Raw genomic sequence first — 22300 nt, forward strand, 5'->3', positions numbered from 1 at the left:
TGCAACCTCCCTTGTCCTTGAGATCATCTATTTAATCTACAAACCTGATTTGCAATTCGCGTTCCTCAGGTTCCAAAATTTGGTGGTTTGCCATGCTGGTTGGGGCAGTCCAGGTTTGTCTCACAAATCCTCTAAAATCGCTGGCTACAAACACGTTTTGGGCATGAGAAACCGAAACGGGCCTCTCAGCTAGATCTATACAAGACTATTGGCGAGTGAATTGCCCAGAATAGCACTTTTTCGTCAAATTTGGGCAGTCGCTAACTTGTTGATCACGCTCAAAATTCGTGCGCAGGGCCGATATATAGTTCAAAATTACTAGCACATTCGTATCACAGCAAACCTTTGTATTTCTTGGCATTTTCACATGATTGGCCCAGTTGTGACATGGCATTTCGTATCAATATGAGAGCAGTCTTTGTCAGATAAGGTGTACACCAAATGGTGCCGACCCCCCCAATTGCACCTTCATCAGGGCCGCCTCAAGCCTTTGACAAAGACTGCGCATTTTCCTCAAAATGGTGGACTTCATGCAAAGCAATACAAGTCATATCACCCTATCGGAGCACTTAGAATCCCAAGCCCGTAGCACTGCAGCATTAGCACCCGATAGAATACGTTTTTTTACTTCTCAGTTTTTTGCAGTCTTTATGTCAAGCACAGCGCTCGGAGCCTTGCTAACGGTGTTCCCTTTCGGACAAGGCAAGGCTATTGCCGGGAGTTGCTCTCAAATCGGTGGCGATAGGTACGTTTGTTCCAACGCAGCGGACCCAGGAGCGGATAGCACACAATTTATCGTGGGAAACTCACTCAACATTTCTACGACACCTATGTTTGGCATCGAAACCCCAGGGGTCAGTTCTCGCCCTCTTACGGGTGCATTTATCTTGATTGGCAATGAAATCACGTTTGTGGATGCAAACAATTCTACGATCTCGGCTGCATTAGGTTATGGGATCGGAGCCATAAACCAACCCGGCACTTCGGGCGATGTCACGATTCAAACGAATGGGGTTGTTACCGGGACCTCTGAAGGCATTGCAGCATTTCAACGTGGAGAAGGTAGTATCAACATCGCAGCCAGTAACGTTAACAGTTTGGATAGCGACGGTATCTTGGCGTTTGTGCTTCCGGACGGAGACAACCTTTCTGTCGCATCTGATGGGACTATCCTCGGTTATGAAAATGGAATTTACGCGGAAAACCGGGGCTTCGGGTCAACTCTGATTGATGTGAGTACGGTAACAGGGTCCATTGACCACGGGATTTACGCCGCAAACAGCGGAGGCGACCTTATAATCCGTTCATCCGGCACGGTTCGCGGAGATTCAAACGGTATATCTGCGACGCAAAACGGAGTAGGGATTTTTCAGATTTACTCTGTCGATACGATCGGCAACGAACAAAATGGCATTCAAGCATATGTAGACTACAATGGCGGCGATTTGTTGATCGAAGCTACAGGTAGAACGCATGGCCGCAACAGCGGTATCAACGTTACAAACTTCGGTGCTGGGACAACGACTGCCAACATTTCAGGGGCATTGACAAGCGAGGACAGCGCAGCCTTCTTCGCGCAAGGCCAGTTGGGTCATTCAATAAATATTGACTTGTTGAATGGTGCATCGGTGTTTTCAGATTCAGGCGAAGCAATTCAGGTTCTCGACGCCAATAGCCACTTAACGTTACACTCTGGCTCATCCTTAGCGGGCGCTGTAAGGCTTGGTGAAGGTCGGGATGTCCTAGAGATTCACGGCGGTTCAGACATCAGTCAAGCCAGTGTTTTTGATGGCGGAGCCGGAGAGCAGGATGAGCTCATCCTGTCGGGTTACCGGAATGTGCTTGACGCAGATCGGTTCGGCAATTGGGAGATCCTGAAAGTACGTGAGAATGCCGATCTAAGACTTGAGACAGCTGTTGCAGACCAGCTTAATCGGATCGAAATCGAGAGCGGCGCTATCACATCGCAAGATGCAGAATTCACCTTCGAAGGCGATGTCAATATTGCGTCCGGTGGGTATTTCATCTTTGACACCGACAAATTGGGAGACTTCTATCTTGGCGGTTCGGTTGTTAACAACGGAATAGTCGCGCTTGCCAATAGCCAAGCAGGTGACAATTTAACATTCGACACAGATCTAACCGGTAACGGGGTGATAGCCTTAGATGTCGACTTGACCAACCAGGCAAGCGACACACTTCAATTATCCGGTAGCAGCACCGGGACGTCCATGGGGCTGTGGGTAATTAAATTGGGAAGTGGGAACGGCACCGCAACAACATATGATTTGATAAGCGTTTCTGGCGAGAGTTCGGAAAATGACTTCCGGCTTGTCAATGCCGATTTTGTAACCAACACCGGGGAACAAGCCATCAGCGATGGTCTGATGGTGTATCGTCTCAACTATGACGCAGCCAGTGGCATTTTTCGGCTGACGCCTTTTGACTCACGTGGGGAACTACTCAGTAATCCGGGCGGAGCGATTTACGCAACTGCCGCACAACAATTCAGTGATCACATTGCCTTTGGCACAGCTTTGGGACGGCTGATGAGTGCTGGCCGGCAGAGCGGGTTTAATGAGAATACGGTCACCAGAGCGCTCAATGAGCTAACCACGGCAAAGCGCCCTATCATTTGGATACAAGCTGAAGGGCAGCGCGATCGTTATTCGATTGATGATAGAAGGGTGACAACAAACAGTGGCGATTTGCGCTATGGTGCGGCATTGCCGGTGATCGAGGCGGCGAACGGTCGAATTGTAGCGGGGATCGAAGTCTCTGCATCTACCTTGTCCACCCACCTTAGCACAGACTTAACCAGCGCCGATATCGATACCGAAGCATATAGTGCAACCATAAGCGCGCTATGGATCTCGAACGATCAGCTCTACGTCGATGGTCAATTCCAATACGCCCTATTCGATAGCACAATCAAACCGCAAGGTGGGGCATCTGTGGACACAGACGGACGTGGCTATGGTTTGTCAATCGAAGTTGGAAAGCCGATTGTATTCGATGCGGGTTTTACCCTCGTTCCACAAGCACAGCTAATGTACAGTGATGTCAGCTCAGACGACGTTTTTAACTTAGTCGGGAGCAGTCAGGCCGGATCTTTTGACGATAGCGAAACGTTGACTGCCCGGTTTGGCCTGCGTGCAGAAAAAGAGCTGAGGTCAGGATCAATTATTTATGGTCAGTTCGACTACTACCATTCCTTCGACAACCAAACGAGCGTCACTTTCGCCCAAAACGCCATCATAACCGAGCGGGCTGAAAATACCGCTGGACTTACACTAGGTGGAAACGTCAACGTCTCACCACGAAGCACACTCTTTGTTGAGTTAAGCGGCGAGACCGGCCTTGGAAGCGGCTCGGACAACTATTCATTCGGCGGTCTCTTCGGTTGGGAATTCAACTTCTAACGCCTAGCTCGTTGAACCAAGTCTGACGAGAATGTTGTCAATCACGGGGGCGGGTTTACCGTTGGCGGATATTGCTGCGCCGATTGCAATCCCAAGTTTCCTGCAATCCATGCGTCAGACGCAACAGCATGCGAACAAGCGGACGTACAAGATCGTTACTCATTGCAAAGATTGCGCCACCGCCTAGTGTTTTACCTGTTTTGCGTGGCCCTTATTTGATCCGGTAAATGCGGAGATTTTTTCAGAGCCCACACACAAAAGATGCTGGTCGCCAAAAATAGGGCTCCGGACAGCCAAAAGACGGTAGAAAAACCGCTACCGCTCCGAAGAAAAACGCTCCCTGCAGTCACACCAAGTGTTGACCCGATCAAACGCATAGTTGTGGTCAAGCCGCTGAGTTCACCCTGTTTTTGAACTGGTACGGAAATAGTTGTTAGGCGAGACGGAACAATAAACGCAAAAGGTATTGCTACGCCCCAAAATACCAGGGCCAGCAACAGCATCCGAAAGCTCTCAAAGTACATTGACGCGCCGATAGCAATGGTTGCCAAACTCAAAAAGAACGTCCCAAAGACAATCGGAACGCCGGAGCCGTATTTATCAGCAATCTTGCCGGTAAGGGGCGAAAGAATTGGGAATGGACCCACGGCACAAAGTACACTGAAACCTGCCAGCATCGGTGAAACTTTTAACTCATCCACAAGATAGAGCGGCACATAAAGTGCAACAGTCATCTTTGAAAACTGTCCTACCAGGATCGAAATCTCACAAGCTGCGAACCTTTTGGTATTGAACAATCCGACATCAATCAGCGGGTCCGGATGTGAGCCTTCGAAGCGCCAGAAAAAGAGCAATGCCGCCGAGCCGAGAACCAAGCAAACCAGTATCATCGGATTGCTCCAACCGTAGTCAGCCCCCTCCATGAGACCAAAAATCAAACCCAGCATACCGATAAGCATAAAGACGAGCCCGACACCGTCGACATTCTTTGGGCCATTTTCGTGGTCAAGCTTCTTCCACGTCGCGCATATGACCACTGTGGTCAACACGACAACCGGTATGTTGATCCAGAAGATCCAACGCCAGTCGAGATAGTTTGCGATGGCGCCACCGACGACCGGACCGCAGGCGAGGAACACGGTGGCGACCGACGCCAAAAATCCAATCGCTTTTCCATGCTGTTCAGCCGGGAAAATACTCACAACACCAGCAAACGAAAGCGGGTAGAATACAGCAGCACAAATGCCTTGAAGTGTTCTCATGGTTAAGAGCATGGCAGCATCCTGGGAGAAGCCCGCCGCCATTGAAGCTGCTGCGAATACGAGGCCTGCTACAAACAGCGTTGGCTTGAGACCAAAGATGTTCATAAGTTTGCCCCCAACCGCTGCAAGGCACGTGAACGCCAGCATGTAGGCGTTGACAATCCAATGCGTAGCGGAAGTTGAGAGCTGAAATTCTTCGCGGATTGACGGTAAGGCTACACTGAGGATGGTTTCATCCAACAGAACAAGACCGCAAAGGCTTCCGAACGCGATCGTTATTTTTACCCGGCGACTATCCATCATGCCAAGATAGCGGCTGAAATGCGCCAAGCCTGTCTATGGACGTATGTCTCATTCCCAATTGGATTTTTGTATCACTGTTAGAAGTCAATTTTCCGGTGGCACTCACTGAAATGGAAACGAACGCAGGTACAACTTATTGCATCTATGTAAAAAAGTGGCTCCAAGCTCCAAAAACTGCCCGCAACACACCTTTGTAACGATACCGGGCACCGCATGTCATTCATGCGCTCAGAACCGATGTGGAGTCGTTTTTTGGTTTCGTACGGCTTGGGCTAAAGCTCTGCCCAAGTTGTGCAACCGGTCATTCTGAAAAGAGTGATTGTACGCGTCAGAACTCGTACTCCTGCTATGTCGCGGGACACCAAATCACTGGTTTGATGTCCCGCGGAGTTCTCTCAGACCGTTGACGTTAGTTCGATCCCCAAAACGCTAACCTACAACCAGAGTACTCCTTCAGTCGCAAATCGAGCTTTCATGACCATGATCCTTCACCTCGCCACTTGAGTCGGTGAGGACGTACATGTTCTTATGATCGTAGTTTGTGATCTTTTCTTCATTTGCGTTCGTCTTCAGCTTTACGGTACAGCCGGAGGGGTCGTTGCAATGCAGATCCTTACTAGATCCGACCTCAACTTTTCCTTCCGTCACGTAGGTTTCGTCCGAAAGATCAACACCGTTGTACAAATAGGCTTTGAAGTAATCACCTGAACCGGAACAGTTGTGAAAATCGATGTGGCCATCAAACGCAAAACTCTTTGCGGGAAGAAGGGCAACACAGAGCGTCAGTGCTGCAGCGTATCCTGCCACACTGGAATTACGATTCTTCTTCGTTGAAACAGGCGAAGTAACTTTCATTGTCTTTAACTCCTCGAAGCGCATCATTTCTATACCTGATAGCCGGGCTACCGCGGTGCGGTTCCATTTTTGAATGTTGTTTGGATGTCCTGCGCACCAAGTTCACATTCAAACGACACCGTAGAGTTTGTCGATGGATGCATATTTCATCTTATGCTGGCGATTTGTCTCATGCACATTTTGGGTTCCAGGCTATCTCGCCAAGTAGCGGATCAAACTTGGAAATTTGTACGAGGCGATCCTGAACTGAAATCGCTTGAAGCCCTTCGAATTGGCGTTTTTTTTGGCAGACCGCGCGCAACCGCTTCGCCCCTGAAACGGGCTCAATTCACCAGCTGTCTGGTAGTTTTACGAAGCCGCCTAAATTCGTCTTAGCCAACGGCTCAGCTCCCCATGCTCAGCATCTAAAATGAGAGTATCCGACGGCAACAGGCTTGCAGAATCTATGTCGGTTTTCTTCACCACATCTGTCGGCGTCAAACTGAAACGCTTCTTAAAGAGTCTGCTGAAGTGGGCCGGATCGTGATAACCGACGCGTTCGGCGACATGCTTAACCCGATTGTCCCCAACCGAGCCCGAAGCCAGAATATGATACGCCTTGTCCAGACGACGTTGCGAAATGTAATTTGCAACACCACCCAAAGGGCCAAACGCCCGATAAAGAGTAGGTCTCGACATGTTAAAAACACTGCAAATTCTATCCACGCCCAGCTCAGTATCGGAGAGGTTACTTGCTATATAGGTCCGTATCTCGGATAGCCTGTCATGCCGTGTTTTTTGAACGCTCGTAGATGGCAGATTTTCTGAAACGACCAGTTTTTGAATTACCCCACAAAAACTATAAGCCAAAGTCTTTGCTTCGCTTTCTTTGATGTCACTCAGCTTGTCAAAAATTGAAAAGAATATCTGCGACAAGAAAGAGCCAATCGAGGATTGAAGCGAAAAGCAGATATGGGGCGGATGCCGCAATGGATCATAGCCGATCATTTTGTGTGGGATGAATACACCCACCATATCAGATTCTTGAGCGATCGAATGAAACTCGCGAGAAAAGTCAAACACGTGGACTTCCCCGGGCGACACGTTGATTGTCTGATCGTCAACAATGGCGCTGCATCCACCCTTCGTGTAGATCTGCAAGGACAAGAAGTTAGCATCCCTTGAAAGGGATAGATCACGTCGAAGACTCTGTGGCGAGAACTTGATTTCAGTAAAAACGAGGTCATCCAGCAACCACCCATTCACTTGTTCTCTTACAATCTCAGAGTCGACGTGAGGATCCACTTCATAGATCGACTTGACGGCTTGTCTCCAAGCTTCAAATGACCTCATGGATCCGGTGGTATCAGCATTCACTTGAAGAGTTGGTATAGGCGATGTCTGAGTCATTTATTGCCACTGGTATGTTGAGTGCTTCTGGTAGGCAGTCACCTGATCGTCGGCGTTTTGATCCACTTCCGCTTGCTTGAACATGGCTTCAGACCAACGGGCACATTGAGAAAAAAACGATCTACCTGAGGGTGAATCTAAAGCCACAATCATTGCCCGTTCAGTGGTCAGCATTTTTGCCACCTTGTTGCGAACTACGATTCGCTGTTCCGCATAGATCGCAATTCGATTTGCCTGTCCGATTAGGTATTTATCTGTTGCCTGAAAGCTATCGCAGTCGATCGGAAAGCAAATGTAACAAATTGTAATGGTGTGATTTATGTGTTGTTTTCTCACGATGTAGGCGACGGAAGGGAAACGCCTATCACCACGTGGCTATGGCTCTGACACAGGGAGCTAAGCGTCGGACTTCGTTGCCGGATCGGTCAAGGCTAGATGCTTCTAAAAGAGACGAATGGTACGCCGGAGCCGAGTTCTTCGTTAGATCGCGTGCAATCTTTGCTTGTATTCAAGCCTCATCTTAACCCTCAATTCATCGAGGACAGTCATAGGGTTATCAAAATAACTCGGGCTCGGCGAAAATCCGATGCGGTGATCGCGCAGGTTAAGGGGTAAACCCAACGAAAAGGATGACATAGGGCCTTTAGACGAGCGTTGCAAAACGCGCGGGTCTCAACCCTGCTGGACACACACTAAAAGACGAGCGCCCGACATAGGTACTCTGACAAACTCAGATCGCACGTAGTAGCAGCGCGCATCACGGCCGCAAGGCAAGGAAAAAAATCGCCAATGCTGCTGAAAAAGCGTAAAAAACCTATCGAAAGGTTGCTGGAAACCAAACGTGCGAGGACGCTTTAAGTAATACTTTTCTAGTGCTTAAAGTGCAGATATTTAGGAAAATGTGTTTCTTGTTTGAATTTCAGCATGTCCCGCTAGCAGATCTTCAAATTGGCAAACGAACAACAGATCTCAAACCGCCCTCTTGGCGGTTCGAAAGCGAGATCGATCCACCGTGATCAAGGACAATTGTCCTGGCAATCGCCAAGCCAAGGCCGGACCCGTTGGTATCATGTGATAGGCGAACAAAGGGGCGAAAGGCGCTTTCTATTTCCTCTTCTGCAATTCCGGGGCCTGAATCATCAACAGTGATCACCGCCTCCCGGCCCTCGACCGTCAGACTCGCATGTACCGAGCCGCCGTATTTTATTGCATTCTCGACCAGGTTGCGCAGACAGCGTTCTATGGCGTTGGTTCTACACGTCACGATCAGGCGCTCAGGAGTTGTGGCAATCGCGTCTGCGCCTTTGTCTGATTGTTCGTCGATAATGGTGTTGACCAACGCGGCCATGTCGGTTTGCTCCATTTCCCCATCTCGCATAACGGCGCGTGAGAAGGACAAAATCGCCTCTACGATTGACTGAACGCGTCCAAGACACTGCTCGATCCGGGTGCGTGTTTCATTCGGCTTAACATTCTCAGAAAGACGGCCGATTTCGGCAAATGGTCCTGCCAGATCGTGCCCCAACGAACGTAGCAATCCCATTTGATAGTCGATCGACTGGTTCAGGCGTGTGTTCATGTTGTTGAATGCAGAAACGATTTCGCGCGTATCTTTCGAACCCGTCACAGGTATCTCGGGGACAGACTCGCCACGACCCAAGAGTTCTGCATCCGCTGCCAGGCGTCGGAATGGCCTCATGACGCGGCCCCCGACAAGCAATGCAACACCCGCAACGATGGTTCCAGCAATCAGCGAGAAAACCGCAAGACTGATAGTTCCACCTAAAGGCGGTGGCCTCAAGAACTTGTGAACAACAATCCAATTGACGTCATCTTTTGGTTTTAGCGCGATGGTATAGACAGATACTTCGCCGGGTTGCCAGCCTAATGGGTGTACGTACGCAGCCGCTTCAGCTGCTTCGGGAGTGCCTTCCATGTACGGCTCATAGACCCACGGCCGCGGTTTCCCATCCTCAGGTGGGGGGTGCATCATGCGGCGCGGGGCATTTCCTAGAGAAAGCACTTGAGGCGCATGACGTACTGGGGGCATTTCGCCACGTGCAAGGGGTGCAAATTTTGGCAAAAAGTCAAAAGTGCGAGCGCCAACTTGAATTTCCGCGAGCCCCAGATCCCTCAACCAGGTAAAATCCGACAAAGAACCTTCCCATTCTTCGTCGCGTTCGTCCATCCAGTGCAAACCGTCCCAAGGCCCGTAATACACCCAATTGCTTGGATGTTGTGCAAGCGAAACCGCTGTTTCAAAGTCTCTTCGCGATAAGCGCGAGTGTTGGTACAAAAGGGTGGCTGCCAAACTATCCGCCTCGCCAAAGTAATCGTTTTCTTGGCGGAAGTTGTCATTGATCCGATCAACCGCAACAACGGCCAATAGCGATACCATCATTGCTCCGGCAAGAATGAGTGCGAGTTGCACTCCGAGGTTCAATCTGAACATTAGGTAACTGACCTTTCTGCTTCCAAATTCGTGGAAGTGCCTGCATCTTTGACCGAATAAGATGCTATTGGAGAAAGCATGTCCACCCGAACTAAAGTACTTTTGGTCGAAGATGACGGCGATCTTGCTGAACAGATTGTGAAGTTCCTAGAAGAGCAGGACTTTGCTGTCACCCATGTAATCGACGCACGCTCGGGCCGTGACGCCTTGCGCGATTTTGCACCGGACCTTTGCCTGATAGACATCATTCTTCCCGGCGCCAGCGGAAGAGTGTTTTGTAAAGAAGTCGTCGATCAGTCCGACTCTGCGGTTATTATAGTAAGCGCACTATCCGACAGCGAAACCGTAATCGCGCTTTTGGAGCTGGGCGCTGACGACTACATTATCAAACCATTCAATATGGGTGAGATGCACGCGCGCATTCGGGCCGTACTAAGACGGAACACCAAAGCGAGCCCTAAAGCCATTGCCGGCACAAAATTGGGCCCTTGGGAATTTGAAGCTCAAGAACGACGTTTGCGCCATTCGACAGGGTTTACAGTAAGCCTGACATCATCCGAGACCGAGATACTTCGCTTTATGATCGCAAGTCCCGGGACCGTATTCACGCGTGACGATCTGTTGGCCGTTTCGCGGATGCGCCAACATGCCGGCCCAGATGACAGAGCAATAGATAACTTAATCAATCGGCTGCGTAAAAAAGTCGAAGAAGACAGCAGTTCCCCCCGTCATATCGTCACTATTTGGGGTAAGGGATACCGGCTGGATCCGTAGTTCGCGTGAGTTCAAAACACATTGCTTGACCAATTGTAAGTTCGCGCGGGTGTCGAGTTCACACTAAGGTTTGAAAAGAGAAATCCGAAACGCTAACGTCTTCGATTGCGCTTGTTCCAAAAGAAGGCGCCTTAGCCTCCTAAGGCTGCAAGACTACAGTGTTCGAGAAGGTATTCGGTTGGCGTGACGAATAGAGACTAAGTGTTCTAAACTTAAGAGGGTTACGCCTTCCCACCCCCCCTTTTGGGTTGCTCCGATTCACATCTGTTTCAATTTTGGACTCGGTGACTGGTCGAGCAGACCAATCTTTCGAGCAATCGATATTGTATCAAAAGCCCGACAAACTGATCAAGCTCGTCAGCAGAATGAAACATATAGAGTACGTTTCCGTAGCGACTGCACCCTACCAAAATGGCCTGGCATTTTACTAAACGGCCACGGCCAAGGCAGAGATTGCGCATGATACATTTAGTCTAAGGTATCCGAGACTTACATCCATGGACAGGTTCGCCGAACAATGAATTATTACAGGTATGGCTCGATCCCAATGTCTGAGACCTGATTGCCTCATCTCAACCGCCGTTTCCGTAGTTGAGTGAACTCGAACATGGTGATGCGGATCAGGGCGTATACATGGCACTCCTTGCCCGAACTGCATAGCGAAAGGATATTGAAAGTGACTGATCTACATACCAATTCGATCAATTTACGGTTTGTTGTACCCTTTGTTCTCATCGTATGCGCAGGCACCATGGCAAATGCGGGTTCGTTCAAAGTAACGAGTTGCTCGAACTCACACCACGTCCTCAAAGTCAAAGTCTATGACTACGGGGGCAACAAAAACGATGTAGAGACAGACTCCGGCAAAGTTCATACCGGAACAACCGAGTCCTTCTCTTGCTCTACCGACAAGTGTAAGATTAGATTCAAGTCAAATGGCGGCGGCAGCCCGCTCACAAAACAAAGCAGTGCTTCTCACTTCTGGGTTCATGTGAAAGACAACAACAAGCTTCACGAAGAAGCATATGACTTCTGCGATACGGAGTCTTGAGCCGGATTTGATGTTGTTTTGGACGCAAACATGAATTCCTAAGTTGCTTAGCCAGCTTTGCGATTGGCGAGGATACTAGCTTTCCATCGCTCAAAACTGACATCGAATGTATGACTTTCGGATGAGTTTTCTCGAATCGGGGCAATCCAACCTGTTGTTCTTTTTGACTAGAACGACAGCTCTTGTTCGCCTGTATCGTGCAAACTCAAGCCAGTTTCTCGGTGTTCAATTCGCATGAGTTCCTAGGACGAACTTCTGCGCAACGCCGCTTGTCTCTCCGATCAAGTTTGTGAGTTGGAAAGTAAAGAAGAAGATGACGAATGGCGGTGCCAGAATGCCAAGTGCTATATTGCCCGCTGTGAGCCTTCCCCGCCAGGCCATCCAAATGCCTGATAAGATCAGGTAGCTGGCGAAGTCCAGACAAACCTGACTTTGCGAGGTCAAAGTAGCAATTGGCGCAAAGAAGTGCGGCAAGGGGTTTGCCACCGCGAACCGCGTATAGATCAAAATGACGATTGCAATGATGAACCAGATCAACCGAAACGCTGGCGTTTGGCTGTTCGCAAATGCGCACGCAGCATGAAATAGCAATAATCGCGATGGGCTCGCTACGGCCATTCGCTGCATTTCGCGTGAATGTAGGTTTCCGGCTAGGACCACAATTAATTTGGCCCACTCCCACTATTTTCTTCCCTGTTGGCGTTTAAAGAATCCCTGATTTTTGATCAAAGTTTCCCTGTTAAGTGATCTAGGAAAAACTCACGCAAGCCAATGATTTGACGAGCAACTTGCGAATCCACCGCGTCGAAAATGGCGGAATTCACAAGCTTTCCCTGTAAATTCCCTGATAACAGGGAATTCTGCTCGAGACTGGACAGCTCGAGACTGCGTGCACAGCCATGATTTTCCCTAAAATCACGCACTGAATATTTGGCGGCCTATTGGCGCGTATTTTCAGCAGGTTATCATCCGGCTATTCCAGCTGAGACCCGAGTTTACGCGCAACAATGGTCGATTTCGGGCCGCAGTCTCAGTTCGCGATTTCGGCGGTACGAGTTTGGTGACTTTGGGAGAGTCTGTAGATCAGAGCGCAGCGAACTGCTTGCGCTGGTCTGACCAGATAGCCGGGAAGCCGGACTTGATCAGGTAATCCGTGGTCAGACCGTCAGGCTGTTCGCCTGCAGCGATGGCCTCCAGAACATCAGGCGCCAGCATTGCCAGATCGACGACATCCTGCACCCGGCGTTTGGACGTGCCCTCTTCTTCCGCGATTTCTGGAAACGTTCTGCCATCAATGATCATCGCCAACCACCGGCGCGCTTTGATGACATTGCGGACAAGTGTTTGATCGATCTCAGGCGGTGCATCGCCCAGGTGCAGTTTCAGCTCCACACCTCTGCGGCGCATACGGAATGGCGCTTTGATAGTTAGTTCTTCGGCATCAACCTGATCCGCCCTGCACTCCATCGTTCGGGCGAGTGCCCGGGGATCCAGTTGCACGGTCAGGGACCCCTGTCGCAGATCTGCCCGCAAAATCAGGTCGAGGCATTTCCTGACGGACTGGCAATCTCTGAGATGCTCTGCTGCTGAAGCAATTTCGACCGCCGACATATCCAGCGCCATTGATATCACTGCATTCGGTCGGCTCAGATGTTGTCTGACCACTTCGGCCAGTACGTTTTCAAGCTGCTCTGCAGGCAACCGCCATGCATCAGGATGCTTCTGACTGCGATCAGTCACCAGTCGCCCGGAGATGTAGTACCGCAAACGCTTCCCATTTTTGCGACTATGACTGGGTGTCAGCCGATCTCCGGTCTCGTCAAAGAGTTTTCCGGCCAGCAGGGACTGCTTTGCCTTCTGCTTTACTCCACGCTCCCTGGCCGCACCATCTGTAAGTAGCTGTTGCACGTGGCTCCAGACTTCCGGGTCGATAATGGCAGGGTGCTGCCCCTCAAAGACCTGTCCTTTATGTCGGATACGGCCGGCATAGATCGGATTGCTGAGCAAATGATGGATGTGTCCGCGGTCAAAAAACTTACCGCCTGTCACGCGTCCGCCCGGGCGTTCCCGGCGCCGGGACCGGAGCCCCAGTGCCTCCGCCCGCTCTTTGACATCAAGAATGGTTTGATGCTCCAGATAGAGTTCGTAGAGCACTCTTATTGTTGCCGAGTCCTCTTCGTCGATTTTGAGCGTCCGGCCGTCAGCCTGATACCCGAGCGGAGCATTCCCGCCCATCCACAGGCCCTTGCGTTTAGAGGCTGCGATTTTGTCCCGGATACGTTCAGCCGTGACTTCCCGTTCGAACTGAGCGAAGCTGAGCAACACGTTGAGTGTCAGGCGCCCCATACTGGTAGACGTATTGAAGGACTGGGTAACGGACACGAAAGACGCGTCTGCCGTATCAAGGCGTTCGACCAGCTTTGCGAAGTCAGCAAGCGAGCGCGTCAGCCGGTCGATCTTATAGACAACAATCTGATCCACGTGTTTCTCGTCAACAGCCTGCATCAATCGCTGCAACGCCGGGCGGTCAAGATGGCCGCCCGAGATACCACCGTCATCATAGTAATCCGGCAGCAACTCCCAGCCTTCATGTTTCTGGCTGGCAACATAAGCTTCGCAAGCTTCCCGCTGGGCATCCAGCGAATTGAAGTCCTGCTCCAGCCCCTCCTCCGAGCTTTTCCGAGTGTAGATGGCGCAGCGGATACGTCGCATCACTGAACCCCGAAGAAGCGCGGGCCTGACCAGTGCGCTCCGGTAATGTGTTTTGCAATGGCTGGCAGGGAACGCCACGTTTTGCCGTCCATGACGAAACCACCATCGACCACTTCAACCTGATAGGTTCGTCCGTTCCATTCCCGCATCAGATGTGATCCCGGTTTCAGAGCAGGTGGCGGTATTTTTCCCAGCGCGATTTGATGCAGCCGGCGTTCTGTCTTCACAGACAACCCACCCAGTTCCCGGTTCTGCTGCGCCCAGATCAGTACCCGTTTCATAAACTGCGGGGACAGGTATTTTGGGGGCGGCCGACCGAACACTTCCCGCCACTGATCAAGGCAGCCAGAACGGTCCAGATTTTCGATGTCAGCGAGTACTTGCGTAAGGTCGCTAATAGTGGGGCTTGCATCCACAATGCTCACGCCTCCTTCACAATCCGATAGACCGTACCTTTGTCAGATCCAGATCGCTCAACAATATGCCCCGCCTTGCGCATCATCGAAATCGCCGCGCGTGCGGAATGCGGTTGCCAGCCAAAGGCCTTTTGAATCTGCGCAATTGTGGCACCTGCCTTACGGGACAGCAGTTTCTGTAACTGTTGCTGACGCGTGGGGCCACTTCGGGCCAATCTGACAGGTGACGTTTTGGTTTTTGTTCCGGATGCAATTGTCATCGTTATCTCCACTTTGCAGACACAGACTGATCCTGCGCCCTGTACTGAGTGGAGCCCGGGCGACCCGGGCGAATCTTGACCGTCGTCAGTACCGCTTCCAAACAGCCCAAAGTCCAGTTGTTTAAGGTAACATGGCGAGAAGCGGTCATTCGCTGCATTGGCAAATGCGTGAAATTGATTTGGTCAAAGCGGTCATCAACAGACATTGAGTGGCTCACTTAGGGAAATAACTCAAGTTCGGAATGTTGCAGCAAGTTTTGAACAGTTGTTCTAACCACAATGCGGACATTGACGCCACTGAAAGTTAGTCCAGCTCTGGTTAATCGGGCTTGAGATTGGCCAGAGCCTTCACCTGACTGATCTCCTGCTCCTTCAGCGAAACAAGTGGCGGACGAACAAAAGAGTTTGGAACCTTGCCCTTGAGGTAAAGCAGGTGCTTCATTCGGTTGTGCATATCCAGAAACGGGTCCGAATAGAAGTATTGTTGAAAGGGGTAAAGTCTGTCGTTGACCTGGCGTGCGCCCGTAAGATCGCCATTCTGGATTGCTTCAAACAGCGCAACTTGAAGCGGTGCGACAACGCTACCTGCCCCAGACAAAAGACCTGCGGCACCCAAAGAAAGAGAACTCATCAGCCAAGACGAATGGGTCGTAAGCACGTTCACAGGGTTTGCACGCGACTGAAATTCGCGAATGTGGCGTTCATGCCGTTTCGGATCGTTGCACCAGTCCTTTATTGCTTTGACAGTCGGAACTTCGTCAAAAAGCCGCTCCAACCCTTCGAAGGTGAAATGCAGGTTGGACTGCACAGGGTAAACAAACGCGATGAGCGGCAAATCCGTAGCATCAGCAATGTACTTGAAATGCTCAATTGCCATCTCTGGCCTCTGATACCCTCCCATGCCAAGAACGTTCGACGGGAAGACGAGCAAAGCCGACGCACCTGCTTTGTCCCAAGCTTTCGCCAGTCTGGCCGCTTCGAGAGAACCATCTGCGTATACGCCCGAGATGATCGGGACACAGTCACCCACCTCGTCCAGCGAGAAGTCGAGAATGCGGGCCTGTTCATCGAACGTGCAGCTTCCAACTTCTGAGGCGTGGCCATTTACGGTGATCGCTGAAACACCCTCAACTTTGGCAACATCTGCCAGGTGTTTTCGGCTGCTTGCCTCATCAATTGACAGGTCTTCGTTGAAGCACAGCAAAGTGGCCGGGATTACGCCCGTCAGCGATATATCACTCACATTAAACTCCGCCAGTATTCGATTTCTACAGGTTTGATGCCGGCCTCTGAGTTACGTCTCATTCGGCGATCAATAAGGCGAAGCTGGACACGGAACCGTCGCCAAACAGCAAAGAGACCCCTTGGTTTTTGTCGCTTGTTCATGCCGGTCAAGCCCCGAACCTGGGCTCTGGAACACCTTGGATCCCAAGGCCCCGAACGGCGAAGAGCGAACCACGCAAAACACCGTCTCCGGGAAAACGGGGCAAAGGTGGTTTTGCCATTGATGTAACGTAAAGTACGTCCATGTTTGGCCCGCCAAAGTTCACGCTTGTGACTTTCTTCACGGGCATGTCGATCACACGATCGATGTCGCCATCAGGCGTATATCGCACGAGTTTTCCGGCATAAACCTTGGCGTTCCAGAGAAAGCCTTCGGCATCCACCGTCGAGCCATCGGCTCCTCCACCATCCGAAGTGTCGAGCGTTGCAAAAACCCGTCGGTTCGATATTGTTCCTTGGGCAAGATTATAGTCATAGGCCCATATTTCGCCCGCCCAGGAATCCTGGAAATAGAACGTCTTGTCATCAGGCGAGAAACAAGGGCCATTTGAGACGACGAAACCCTCGTCCAGTATCTGGATGTTGAAATCAGGATCAAGGCGATACAGCGCTCCAGACGCTTCTTCCTCGCCCATTTCCATTGACCCCGCTAAGAAGCGACCAAGCCTGTCAGTCTTGCCATCGTTCAATCGGTTGTTTGGTTTATCTTCTTCAATCGATGCAATTGTTTCCACATCACCGGTTTCGAAATCCAGTAAGCTGAACGTGTTATCCAGCAGAATAACGGCACCTGACCCATCTTTGCGGAGCGACAGCGCACCGACCTTGCCGGGCACGTCCCAGGCTCTGATCTCGGTTCCATCTGCCGTGCAGGAGAATATCCGACCGTCCGCCAAATCGACAAAGAACAACCGCTGCAGATCGACGTCCCAGTGTGGGCCTTCACCGAGAGTGGTCTTAAGATCAAGAAGAACGTCGATCTGCATGAGTTTTCCTATCCTATGGCGTCTATTGGCAAGATGCTGTCTGGCATCGCCTGGTAGCAGACAGGGCGAAGCCACCGGCGGATTGAGAGGGTCCCGACCGAGGTTGCGCCGAAGTTGGTCGATGCCGGGTACGGACCGCCGTGAACCATCGTGTCACTGACTTCGACACCGGTCGGGAAGCCGTTGGCGAGGATGCGTCCCGCTTTGCGCTCAAGGATTGGAACCAGCGATGCTGCCAAGTCGGTGTCGCCTGCATCCATCTGCAATGTTGCGGTGAGCTGTCCGACGAATGTCCGTGCAGTAGGTGCAAAGTCCTCAGGCGATGGTAGGCGCACTACAATGCCAAGTGGACCGAAGACTTCTTCGGCCAAGTGCGGTTCTGTCGCCCATGTGTCCAATGTGGTTTCGAACAGATAGGGTAATGCCGCGCGCCCGTCGCAATGGGTGCCGACCACTTCACGCAGGCTTTCAATCCGTTGGACCTGTGCTGTCCCCTGTCGATAGGCTTCAGCAATACCATCCGTCAGCATGGCCTGTTCGTCAGTGGCAGCAAGTGCCTTAGCAGCGGCAGTAATGAACGCATCCGCCGCGCTGTCTTGGATAAAAACAACGCCGGGATTGGTGCAAAACTGGCCAGCACCCATAGTCAGTGATCCGGCCCATGCCGCACCTATATCGGCCGCACGTGCTTTGGCAGCTTCTGGAAGCACAAACACCGGGTTGATGGAGCCAAGCTCACCAAAGAACGGGATCGGCGTAACGCGGGCCGTACATAGATCAAACAGCGCACGTCCCCCACCGAGAGAGCCGGTGAAGCCTACGGCATTGATCAGCGGGTGCTGGACCAGAGCCTCACCGACATCGCGCCGGCCTCCCTGGATCAGGGAGAAAACGCCTTTGGGCATATCGCAGGTCTCTATGGCTGCGGCGATGGCTTGGGCGACAATTTCGGATGTTCCGGGATGCGCCGAATGCCCTTTTACTATGACCGGACAGCCCGCCGCCAAGGCACTGGCGGTGTCGCCCCCAGCGACCGAGAAGGCAAGCGGAAAGTTCGAGGCTCCGAACACCGCTACAGGCCCGATAGGACGCTGCACCATACGCAGTTCCGGACGTGGCAATGGCGCACGATCTGGCAACGCTTCATCATGACGGCGATCGAGATAATCCCCGGCCCGAATGTGGCTGGCAAAGAGGCGCAACTGACCCACGGTACGTCCACGTTCGCCTTGTAGCCGCATTTCTGGCAGACCAGTCTCTGCGCTGCCTACTTCAGTGATGGAGTCACCACGTGAGTCGATTTCGTCAGCAATCTTTTCAAGGAAAACTGCGCGGTCTTCGCGCGAAGTTGCACCGTAGATTTCAAATGCGTCTTCCGCAGCCCGAGCCGCTTGTTCGACCAAGGCAGGGGTGCCTACCGAAAACTCATTGGGTTCACCAGTCACGGGTTGCGATGAGAAACGCCCATCGGTTTCAACCCAGTTTCCTGCAATATAGTGTTTGCCAGTCAGCATTTAGGTAAGTTCCTCAAATCAGGTGGCGCGCGGCCAGATTGCGCATGAGGGCGGAGGGGCCAAAGGTCCAAGGCATACACTGACCGCTTTTGCGAACATCGTTCATCAGCGTGCCAAGACCGGTCGCAGAAATCTCAACCCGGTCGCCCATCTTATGTGTGAAACCTTCACCCGGGACGTCCCGGTCATCGGTGGGAGCAAAAAGCGTCCCGAGATACAGCATGAAGCCATCGGGGTATTGGTGGTTTTCATTGATGGTTTGGGCCACGATATCTGCCGGGTCACGGCTGATTTCAGACATCCGTGACTGTCCGTTCAGCACAAACCCGTCCTGACCCGTGACAGTCATCGTCAACTCGGCGGAACGGACATCATCCAGCGAATAACCGTCATCAAAAAGACGGATGAATGGGCCAATGGAAGCGGATGCGTTGTTGTCCTTAGCTTTGGACAGAAGCAAAGCAGAGCGGCCTTCGAAATCTCGCAAGTTCACATCGTTGCCAATGGTGGCCCCTTGGATAATTCCTTTGCTGTTCACAGCCAATACGATTTCGGGTTCTGGGTTGTTCCAAACTGATTTTGGATGAAGCCCGACCGGCGCGCCCCAACCCACGGCGGAAAGTATCTGGGCCTTGGAAAAGACCTCTGCATCGGGTCCTATGCCAACTTCCAGATATTGCGACCAAAGACCTTCTTTGATTAGGGCCTGTTTGACCTTTTCCGCTTCATCTGAACCCGGTCTGATGTTTGATAGGCTGGCACCGATCAGATCGCCGATGCGAGAGCGAATGGCCTCCGCAGCCTGCGGATCGCCAGCGGCACGTTCTTCAATAACCCGTTCGACCATTGACCTCGCGAAAGTGACGCCGGCAGCTTTGACCGCTTGCAAGTCGTTAGGCGCCAACAAGTGCATTTGAAGCGAGTCACATTCAGCCGCAATGCTGTCGGCTTCAAGCTGGTTCAGCGATGAAAGATGTTTACCATCTGCGGCTTCAAGATAAGCCGCTGGGGCATCCATCTCCAGTAGATCACGCATGGTAGGCACCTCTCGCGAGGTGATGTCGAACAGATCTCCATCGCGCAAGGCGACCAACACTGGCCCGACATTCGGCACCCAAACACGACCTACGAATGAACCGGAAATCCCCTTCAAATTCGAACTAACCATGTCAACCGATCCAGTGCTCGCGATCACCCAAAGCGACATGGATCGACTTGGTTTCCATATATTCCTCGACACCCATCACGCCGCATTCCCGGCCCGTTCCAGATCGCTTGAACCCACCCATGGGCTGTTCAGGCCCACCTACGATAGTTGTGTTCACCCAGCACCGACCCGCGCGCATCTTGCGGATCACGCCAAGCGCTTTGTCGATGTTTTTGCTCCAGACGGAGGCTGCCAAGCCGTAGTCCGTGTCGAGCGCAATCGATATGGCTTCTTCCACGGTTTCGAAGGTCATCACCGACACAACCGGTCCAAAAATCTCGTCCCGTGCAATTGCCATATCCCGCGTGACGCCGGAAAAAACGGTGGGCACTATGAATTCGCCACCCGATGGCGACGTGGTGTCGCCGCCGGTATCGAGTGTTGCGCCTTCTGATTGCCCTTTTTCGATATACCCGAGGATTTTGTTGAAGTGCTGCGGTGTGACTATCGCACCCATTTGCGTATCCGGATCAAGCGGATCACCGATTTTCACCCGAGACAGTTTTTCGATCAGCTTTGTCTTAAAATCCTCGGCAACAGATGCTTCAACAATCAGTCGGGACCCGGACACGCAGCATTGGCCAGCGTTGAAGCAAAGCCCAAAGGCAACACCATCGACCGCGTCATCCAGGTTTGCGTCCGCAAAAACGACCTGTGGGTTCTTCCCGCCCAGTTCCAACCCTACTTTTTTGAGATTTGATTTGGATGCCGCAAGCACGCGTTCACCCACGGCAGTAGACCCAGTGAACGAGATCATATCGATGTCCAGATGGTTCGACAGGGCTTCGCCAACGACGGGGCCGGTACCTGTCACCACGTTGTAAACTCCGTCGGGCAAACCTGCCTCGGTCAGGATGTCGGCGAAGATCAAGCTGGTGGTCGAGGTCATTTCGGAAGGCTTCAGAACAACCGTGCAACCAGCAGCGAGAATAAAGGGCAGACGTTCTGCGAGCACGATAAACGGGAAATTCCAGGGTGTGATCAGCCCAACGACGCCGATTGGCTGCTTGGTGACAAGCCCAATCATCCCCTCGCCATAGGCGTTGTGGGTCTCTCCTGTCACCATGCGAGCCATACCAGCCGCCGCTTCATAGTGATCTGCGGCTGCTTCAATCTCGGCCTTGGCCTGGCTGATCGGTTTTCCGGTTTCCAACGTCTCCCAATACGCCATCTCATCCAGACGGTCGCGGATGCCCTGTGCAGCTTTGATTAGAATACGGCCGCGTTCTGCGCCGGGGGTTTCACACCAAACTGCCTCGAACGCTTCACGCGCGGCTGCGACAGCAGTATCCACATCGGCTTGCGTGCACAGCGCAACTGAACTCACGACCACGCCATGCCCCGGGCTGACCCGTTCCAAACGCTCTCTATCGCTACCCTCTTGCCAAGCACCGTTTATGAAGAAACTATTTTCTCGAATGCTAACCGGAAGTGTCTGTGTCATGAGTTCACCTTTGTTGAGTTGGGGCGAAAGCGTTTGATCAGGTCCTTCAATTTACCGCTGGAATAGCTGGCGACGGCGACCGCCAAGACGATACCAATCACGATCCGCTGCCAATAAGGATTGACGCCAAGAAGGTTGAATGCGTTCGCCATCATGCCGATTATGAGTGCTCCGCAAAGCGTGCCAACGACTGTTCCGATGCCTCCCATTAGAGAAACACCACCGATCGCAGCGGCAGCAATTGCATCTAACTCCCAACCGATACCTGTTCGTACGGCTTCGCCCGATTGCATACGCGCGACCAGCATGAGGCCTGCGAACGCGGACAGAAAACCACTGATCGCGTAGGTAATGATCTTCACTCGCGCGACATTGATGCCCGCAAGGCGTGCGGCCTCTTCGTTACCACCGACCTGATATATCTGCCGACCAAGATCGGTGTAGCGGAGGAAGAAGATGGAAATCGCACATGCGACGAAGAACAGCACGGCGGGAACTGGCAGCCCCAGGACGACGCCATCAGCGAGCAGGAACAGCTCATCAGGCAGTGTTCCGAATATCGGACGACTGTCCGAGTAGGCCATGGCGATACCGCGAACAATAGCCATTGTGGAAATGGTCACGATGATCGGTTGAAAGTTGAAAGCTGTTACGAAATAGCCGTTCAAGACACCCACAAGAACTCCCGCGAGAAGGGCGACGTGGATGCCCACGATTGGCGGTAGCGTTGCGGAAAGCCCTGCAATCAGAACCGATGACAGCGCAACAACCGAACCGACCGAGAGGTCAAGCCCTCCTCCGATAAGCACAAAGCACATTCCAAGCGCGACAAATCCCAAAAGCGACGCCTGCTTCAGAATATTTGTCAGATTGCCCGGGTCGAGGAAAGTTGGTGAAAGGACGCCGAACACTGCGGCCATTAGAACCAGCACCACGACGAAAGGGTATGTTTTGAAGAACTTAGTCATT

At 52.0% G+C, this 22300-nt stretch carries 17 protein-coding genes; 2 read left to right on the top strand and 15 right to left on the bottom strand.

From position 1 onward, the window contains the following. The first annotated feature begins 530 nt into the window (after positions 1-530). Complete coding sequence (locus ACRZ94_RS05120; protein ID WP_480796822.1) at positions 531-3422, top strand: autotransporter outer membrane beta-barrel domain-containing protein; 2892 nt, start codon at positions 531-533, stop codon at positions 3420-3422. 191 nt (positions 3423-3613) lie between these two features. Here the strand turns inward: ACRZ94_RS05120 and ACRZ94_RS05125 are convergent, their stop codons facing one another. The 5 genes from ACRZ94_RS05125 to ACRZ94_RS05145 all read right to left on the bottom strand — a co-directional run bounded on the left by ACRZ94_RS05125 (position 3614) and on the right by ACRZ94_RS05145 (position 9683). Further along, positions 3614-5014: an MFS transporter gene (locus ACRZ94_RS05125; RefSeq protein ID WP_480650014.1), complete on the bottom strand. Its 1401-nt coding sequence runs from the start codon at positions 5012-5014 to the stop codon at positions 3614-3616. Between the two features lie 426 nt (positions 5015-5440). Next, complete coding sequence (locus ACRZ94_RS05130) at positions 5441-5842, bottom strand: hypothetical protein (protein ID WP_480650013.1); 402 nt, start codon at positions 5840-5842, stop codon at positions 5441-5443. Between the two features lie 360 nt (positions 5843-6202). After that, positions 6203-7231, bottom strand: a complete 1029-nt coding sequence (locus ACRZ94_RS05135; RefSeq protein WP_480650012.1) for an AraC family transcriptional regulator — start codon at positions 7229-7231, stop codon at positions 6203-6205. Then, complete coding sequence (locus ACRZ94_RS05140; RefSeq protein ID WP_480650011.1) at positions 7232-7405, bottom strand: hypothetical protein; 174 nt, start codon at positions 7403-7405, stop codon at positions 7232-7234. Between the two features lie 769 nt (positions 7406-8174). Then, on the bottom strand, positions 8175-9683 hold the full coding sequence (locus tag ACRZ94_RS05145) for a sensor histidine kinase (RefSeq protein ID WP_480650010.1): 1509 nt from the start codon (positions 9681-9683) through the stop codon (positions 8175-8177). A 78-nt stretch (positions 9684-9761) separates the two neighbouring features. Between ACRZ94_RS05145 and ACRZ94_RS05150 the strand changes: the two genes are divergently transcribed. Continuing rightward, positions 9762-10457 carry a response regulator transcription factor gene (locus ACRZ94_RS05150; RefSeq protein ID WP_480650009.1) on the top strand — a complete coding sequence of 232 codons (696 nt, stop codon included), beginning with the start codon at positions 9762-9764 and terminating at the stop codon, positions 10455-10457. 1276 nt (positions 10458-11733) lie between these two features. Here the strand turns inward: ACRZ94_RS05150 and ACRZ94_RS05155 are convergent. The 10 genes from ACRZ94_RS05155 to ACRZ94_RS05200 form a co-directional block, all read right to left on the bottom strand. Then, on the bottom strand, positions 11734-12045 hold the full coding sequence (locus tag ACRZ94_RS05155; protein WP_480650008.1) for a hypothetical protein: 312 nt from the start codon (positions 12043-12045) through the stop codon (positions 11734-11736). A gap of 546 nt (positions 12046-12591) precedes the next feature. Continuing rightward, positions 12592-14220 carry a recombinase family protein gene (locus tag ACRZ94_RS05160; protein ID WP_480650007.1) on the bottom strand — a complete coding sequence of 543 codons (1629 nt, stop codon included), beginning with the start codon at positions 14218-14220 and terminating at the stop codon, positions 12592-12594. Then, positions 14220-14645 (bottom strand): DUF2924 domain-containing protein, encoded by a 426-nt coding sequence (locus ACRZ94_RS05165; protein WP_480650006.1) that lies wholly within the window; start codon positions 14643-14645, stop codon positions 14220-14222. The genes ACRZ94_RS05160 and ACRZ94_RS05165 overlap by 1 nt, the downstream gene beginning before the upstream one ends. Then, the gene (locus ACRZ94_RS05170) at positions 14642-14896 is read right to left on the bottom strand and encodes a DUF3489 domain-containing protein (protein ID WP_480628390.1); all 255 of its coding nucleotides are present in this window, start codon (positions 14894-14896) and stop codon (positions 14642-14644) included. The genes ACRZ94_RS05165 and ACRZ94_RS05170 overlap by 4 nt, the downstream gene beginning before the upstream one ends. A 319-nt stretch (positions 14897-15215) precedes the next feature. Further along, positions 15216-16139, bottom strand: coding sequence for a dihydrodipicolinate synthase family protein (locus tag ACRZ94_RS05175; protein WP_480650005.1), 924 nt, complete (start codon positions 16137-16139; stop codon positions 15216-15218). Between the two features lie 148 nt (positions 16140-16287). Beyond that, positions 16288-17166 carry an SMP-30/gluconolactonase/LRE family protein gene (locus tag ACRZ94_RS05180; RefSeq protein ID WP_480796823.1) on the bottom strand — a complete coding sequence of 293 codons (879 nt, stop codon included), beginning with the start codon at positions 17164-17166 and terminating at the stop codon, positions 16288-16290. A gap of 8 nt (positions 17167-17174) precedes the next feature. Further along, entirely contained in the window at positions 17175-18680 is a 1506-nt protein-coding gene (locus ACRZ94_RS05185) for an aldehyde dehydrogenase (NADP(+)) (protein ID WP_480796824.1), read from the bottom strand. 13 nt (positions 18681-18693) lie between these two features. Next, positions 18694-19848 carry a fumarylacetoacetate hydrolase family protein gene (locus ACRZ94_RS05190; protein WP_480796825.1) on the bottom strand — a complete coding sequence of 385 codons (1155 nt, stop codon included), beginning with the start codon at positions 19846-19848 and terminating at the stop codon, positions 18694-18696. Position 19849: 1 nt separating this feature from the next. Beyond that, positions 19850-21331, bottom strand: coding sequence for an aldehyde dehydrogenase family protein (locus ACRZ94_RS05195; RefSeq protein WP_480796826.1), 1482 nt, complete (start codon positions 21329-21331; stop codon positions 19850-19852). Further along, positions 21328-22299 carry an ABC transporter permease gene (locus tag ACRZ94_RS05200; RefSeq protein ID WP_480650000.1) on the bottom strand — a complete coding sequence of 324 codons (972 nt, stop codon included), beginning with the start codon at positions 22297-22299 and terminating at the stop codon, positions 21328-21330. The genes ACRZ94_RS05195 and ACRZ94_RS05200 overlap by 4 nt, the downstream gene beginning before the upstream one ends. Position 22300 lies beyond the last annotated feature (1 nt).

The organism is Ruegeria sp. CH10 (assembly GCF_056537125.1).

Bases quoted from the DNA above. Each gene is read 5' to 3' on its own strand.
- ACRZ94_RS05185 (WP_480796824.1), bottom strand. From the start codon at position 18,680: ATGCTGACTGGCAAACACTATATTGCAGGAAACTGGGTTGAAACCGAT.
- ACRZ94_RS05180 (WP_480796823.1), bottom strand. From the start codon at position 17,166: ATGCAGATCGACGTTCTTCTTGATCTTAAGACCACTCTCGGTGAAGGC.
- ACRZ94_RS05145 (WP_480650010.1), bottom strand. From the start codon at position 9,683: ATGTTCAGATTGAACCTCGGAGTGCAACTCGCACTCATTCTTGCCGGA.
- ACRZ94_RS05195 (WP_480796826.1), bottom strand. From the start codon at position 21,331: ATGACACAGACACTTCCGGTTAGCATTCGAGAAAATAGTTTCTTCATA.
- ACRZ94_RS05150 (WP_480650009.1), top strand. From the start codon at position 9,762: ATGTCCACCCGAACTAAAGTACTTTTGGTCGAAGATGACGGCGATCTT.
- ACRZ94_RS05170 (WP_480628390.1), bottom strand. From the start codon at position 14,896: ATGACAATTGCATCCGGAACAAAAACCAAAACGTCACCTGTCAGATTG.
- ACRZ94_RS05160 (WP_480650007.1), bottom strand. From the start codon at position 14,220: ATGCGACGTATCCGCTGCGCCATCTACACTCGGAAAAGCTCGGAGGAG.
- ACRZ94_RS05190 (WP_480796825.1), bottom strand. From the start codon at position 19,848: ATGGTTAGTTCGAATTTGAAGGGGATTTCCGGTTCATTCGTAGGTCGT.
- ACRZ94_RS05135 (WP_480650012.1), bottom strand. From the start codon at position 7,231: ATGACTCAGACATCGCCTATACCAACTCTTCAAGTGAATGCTGATACC.
- ACRZ94_RS05120 (WP_480796822.1), top strand. From the start codon at position 531: ATGCAAAGCAATACAAGTCATATCACCCTATCGGAGCACTTAGAATCC.
- ACRZ94_RS05200 (WP_480650000.1), bottom strand. From the start codon at position 22,299: ATGACTAAGTTCTTCAAAACATACCCTTTCGTCGTGGTGCTGGTTCTA.
- ACRZ94_RS05130 (WP_480650013.1), bottom strand. From the start codon at position 5,842: ATGAAAGTTACTTCGCCTGTTTCAACGAAGAAGAATCGTAATTCCAGT.
- ACRZ94_RS05140 (WP_480650011.1), bottom strand. From the start codon at position 7,405: ATGCTGACCACTGAACGGGCAATGATTGTGGCTTTAGATTCACCCTCA.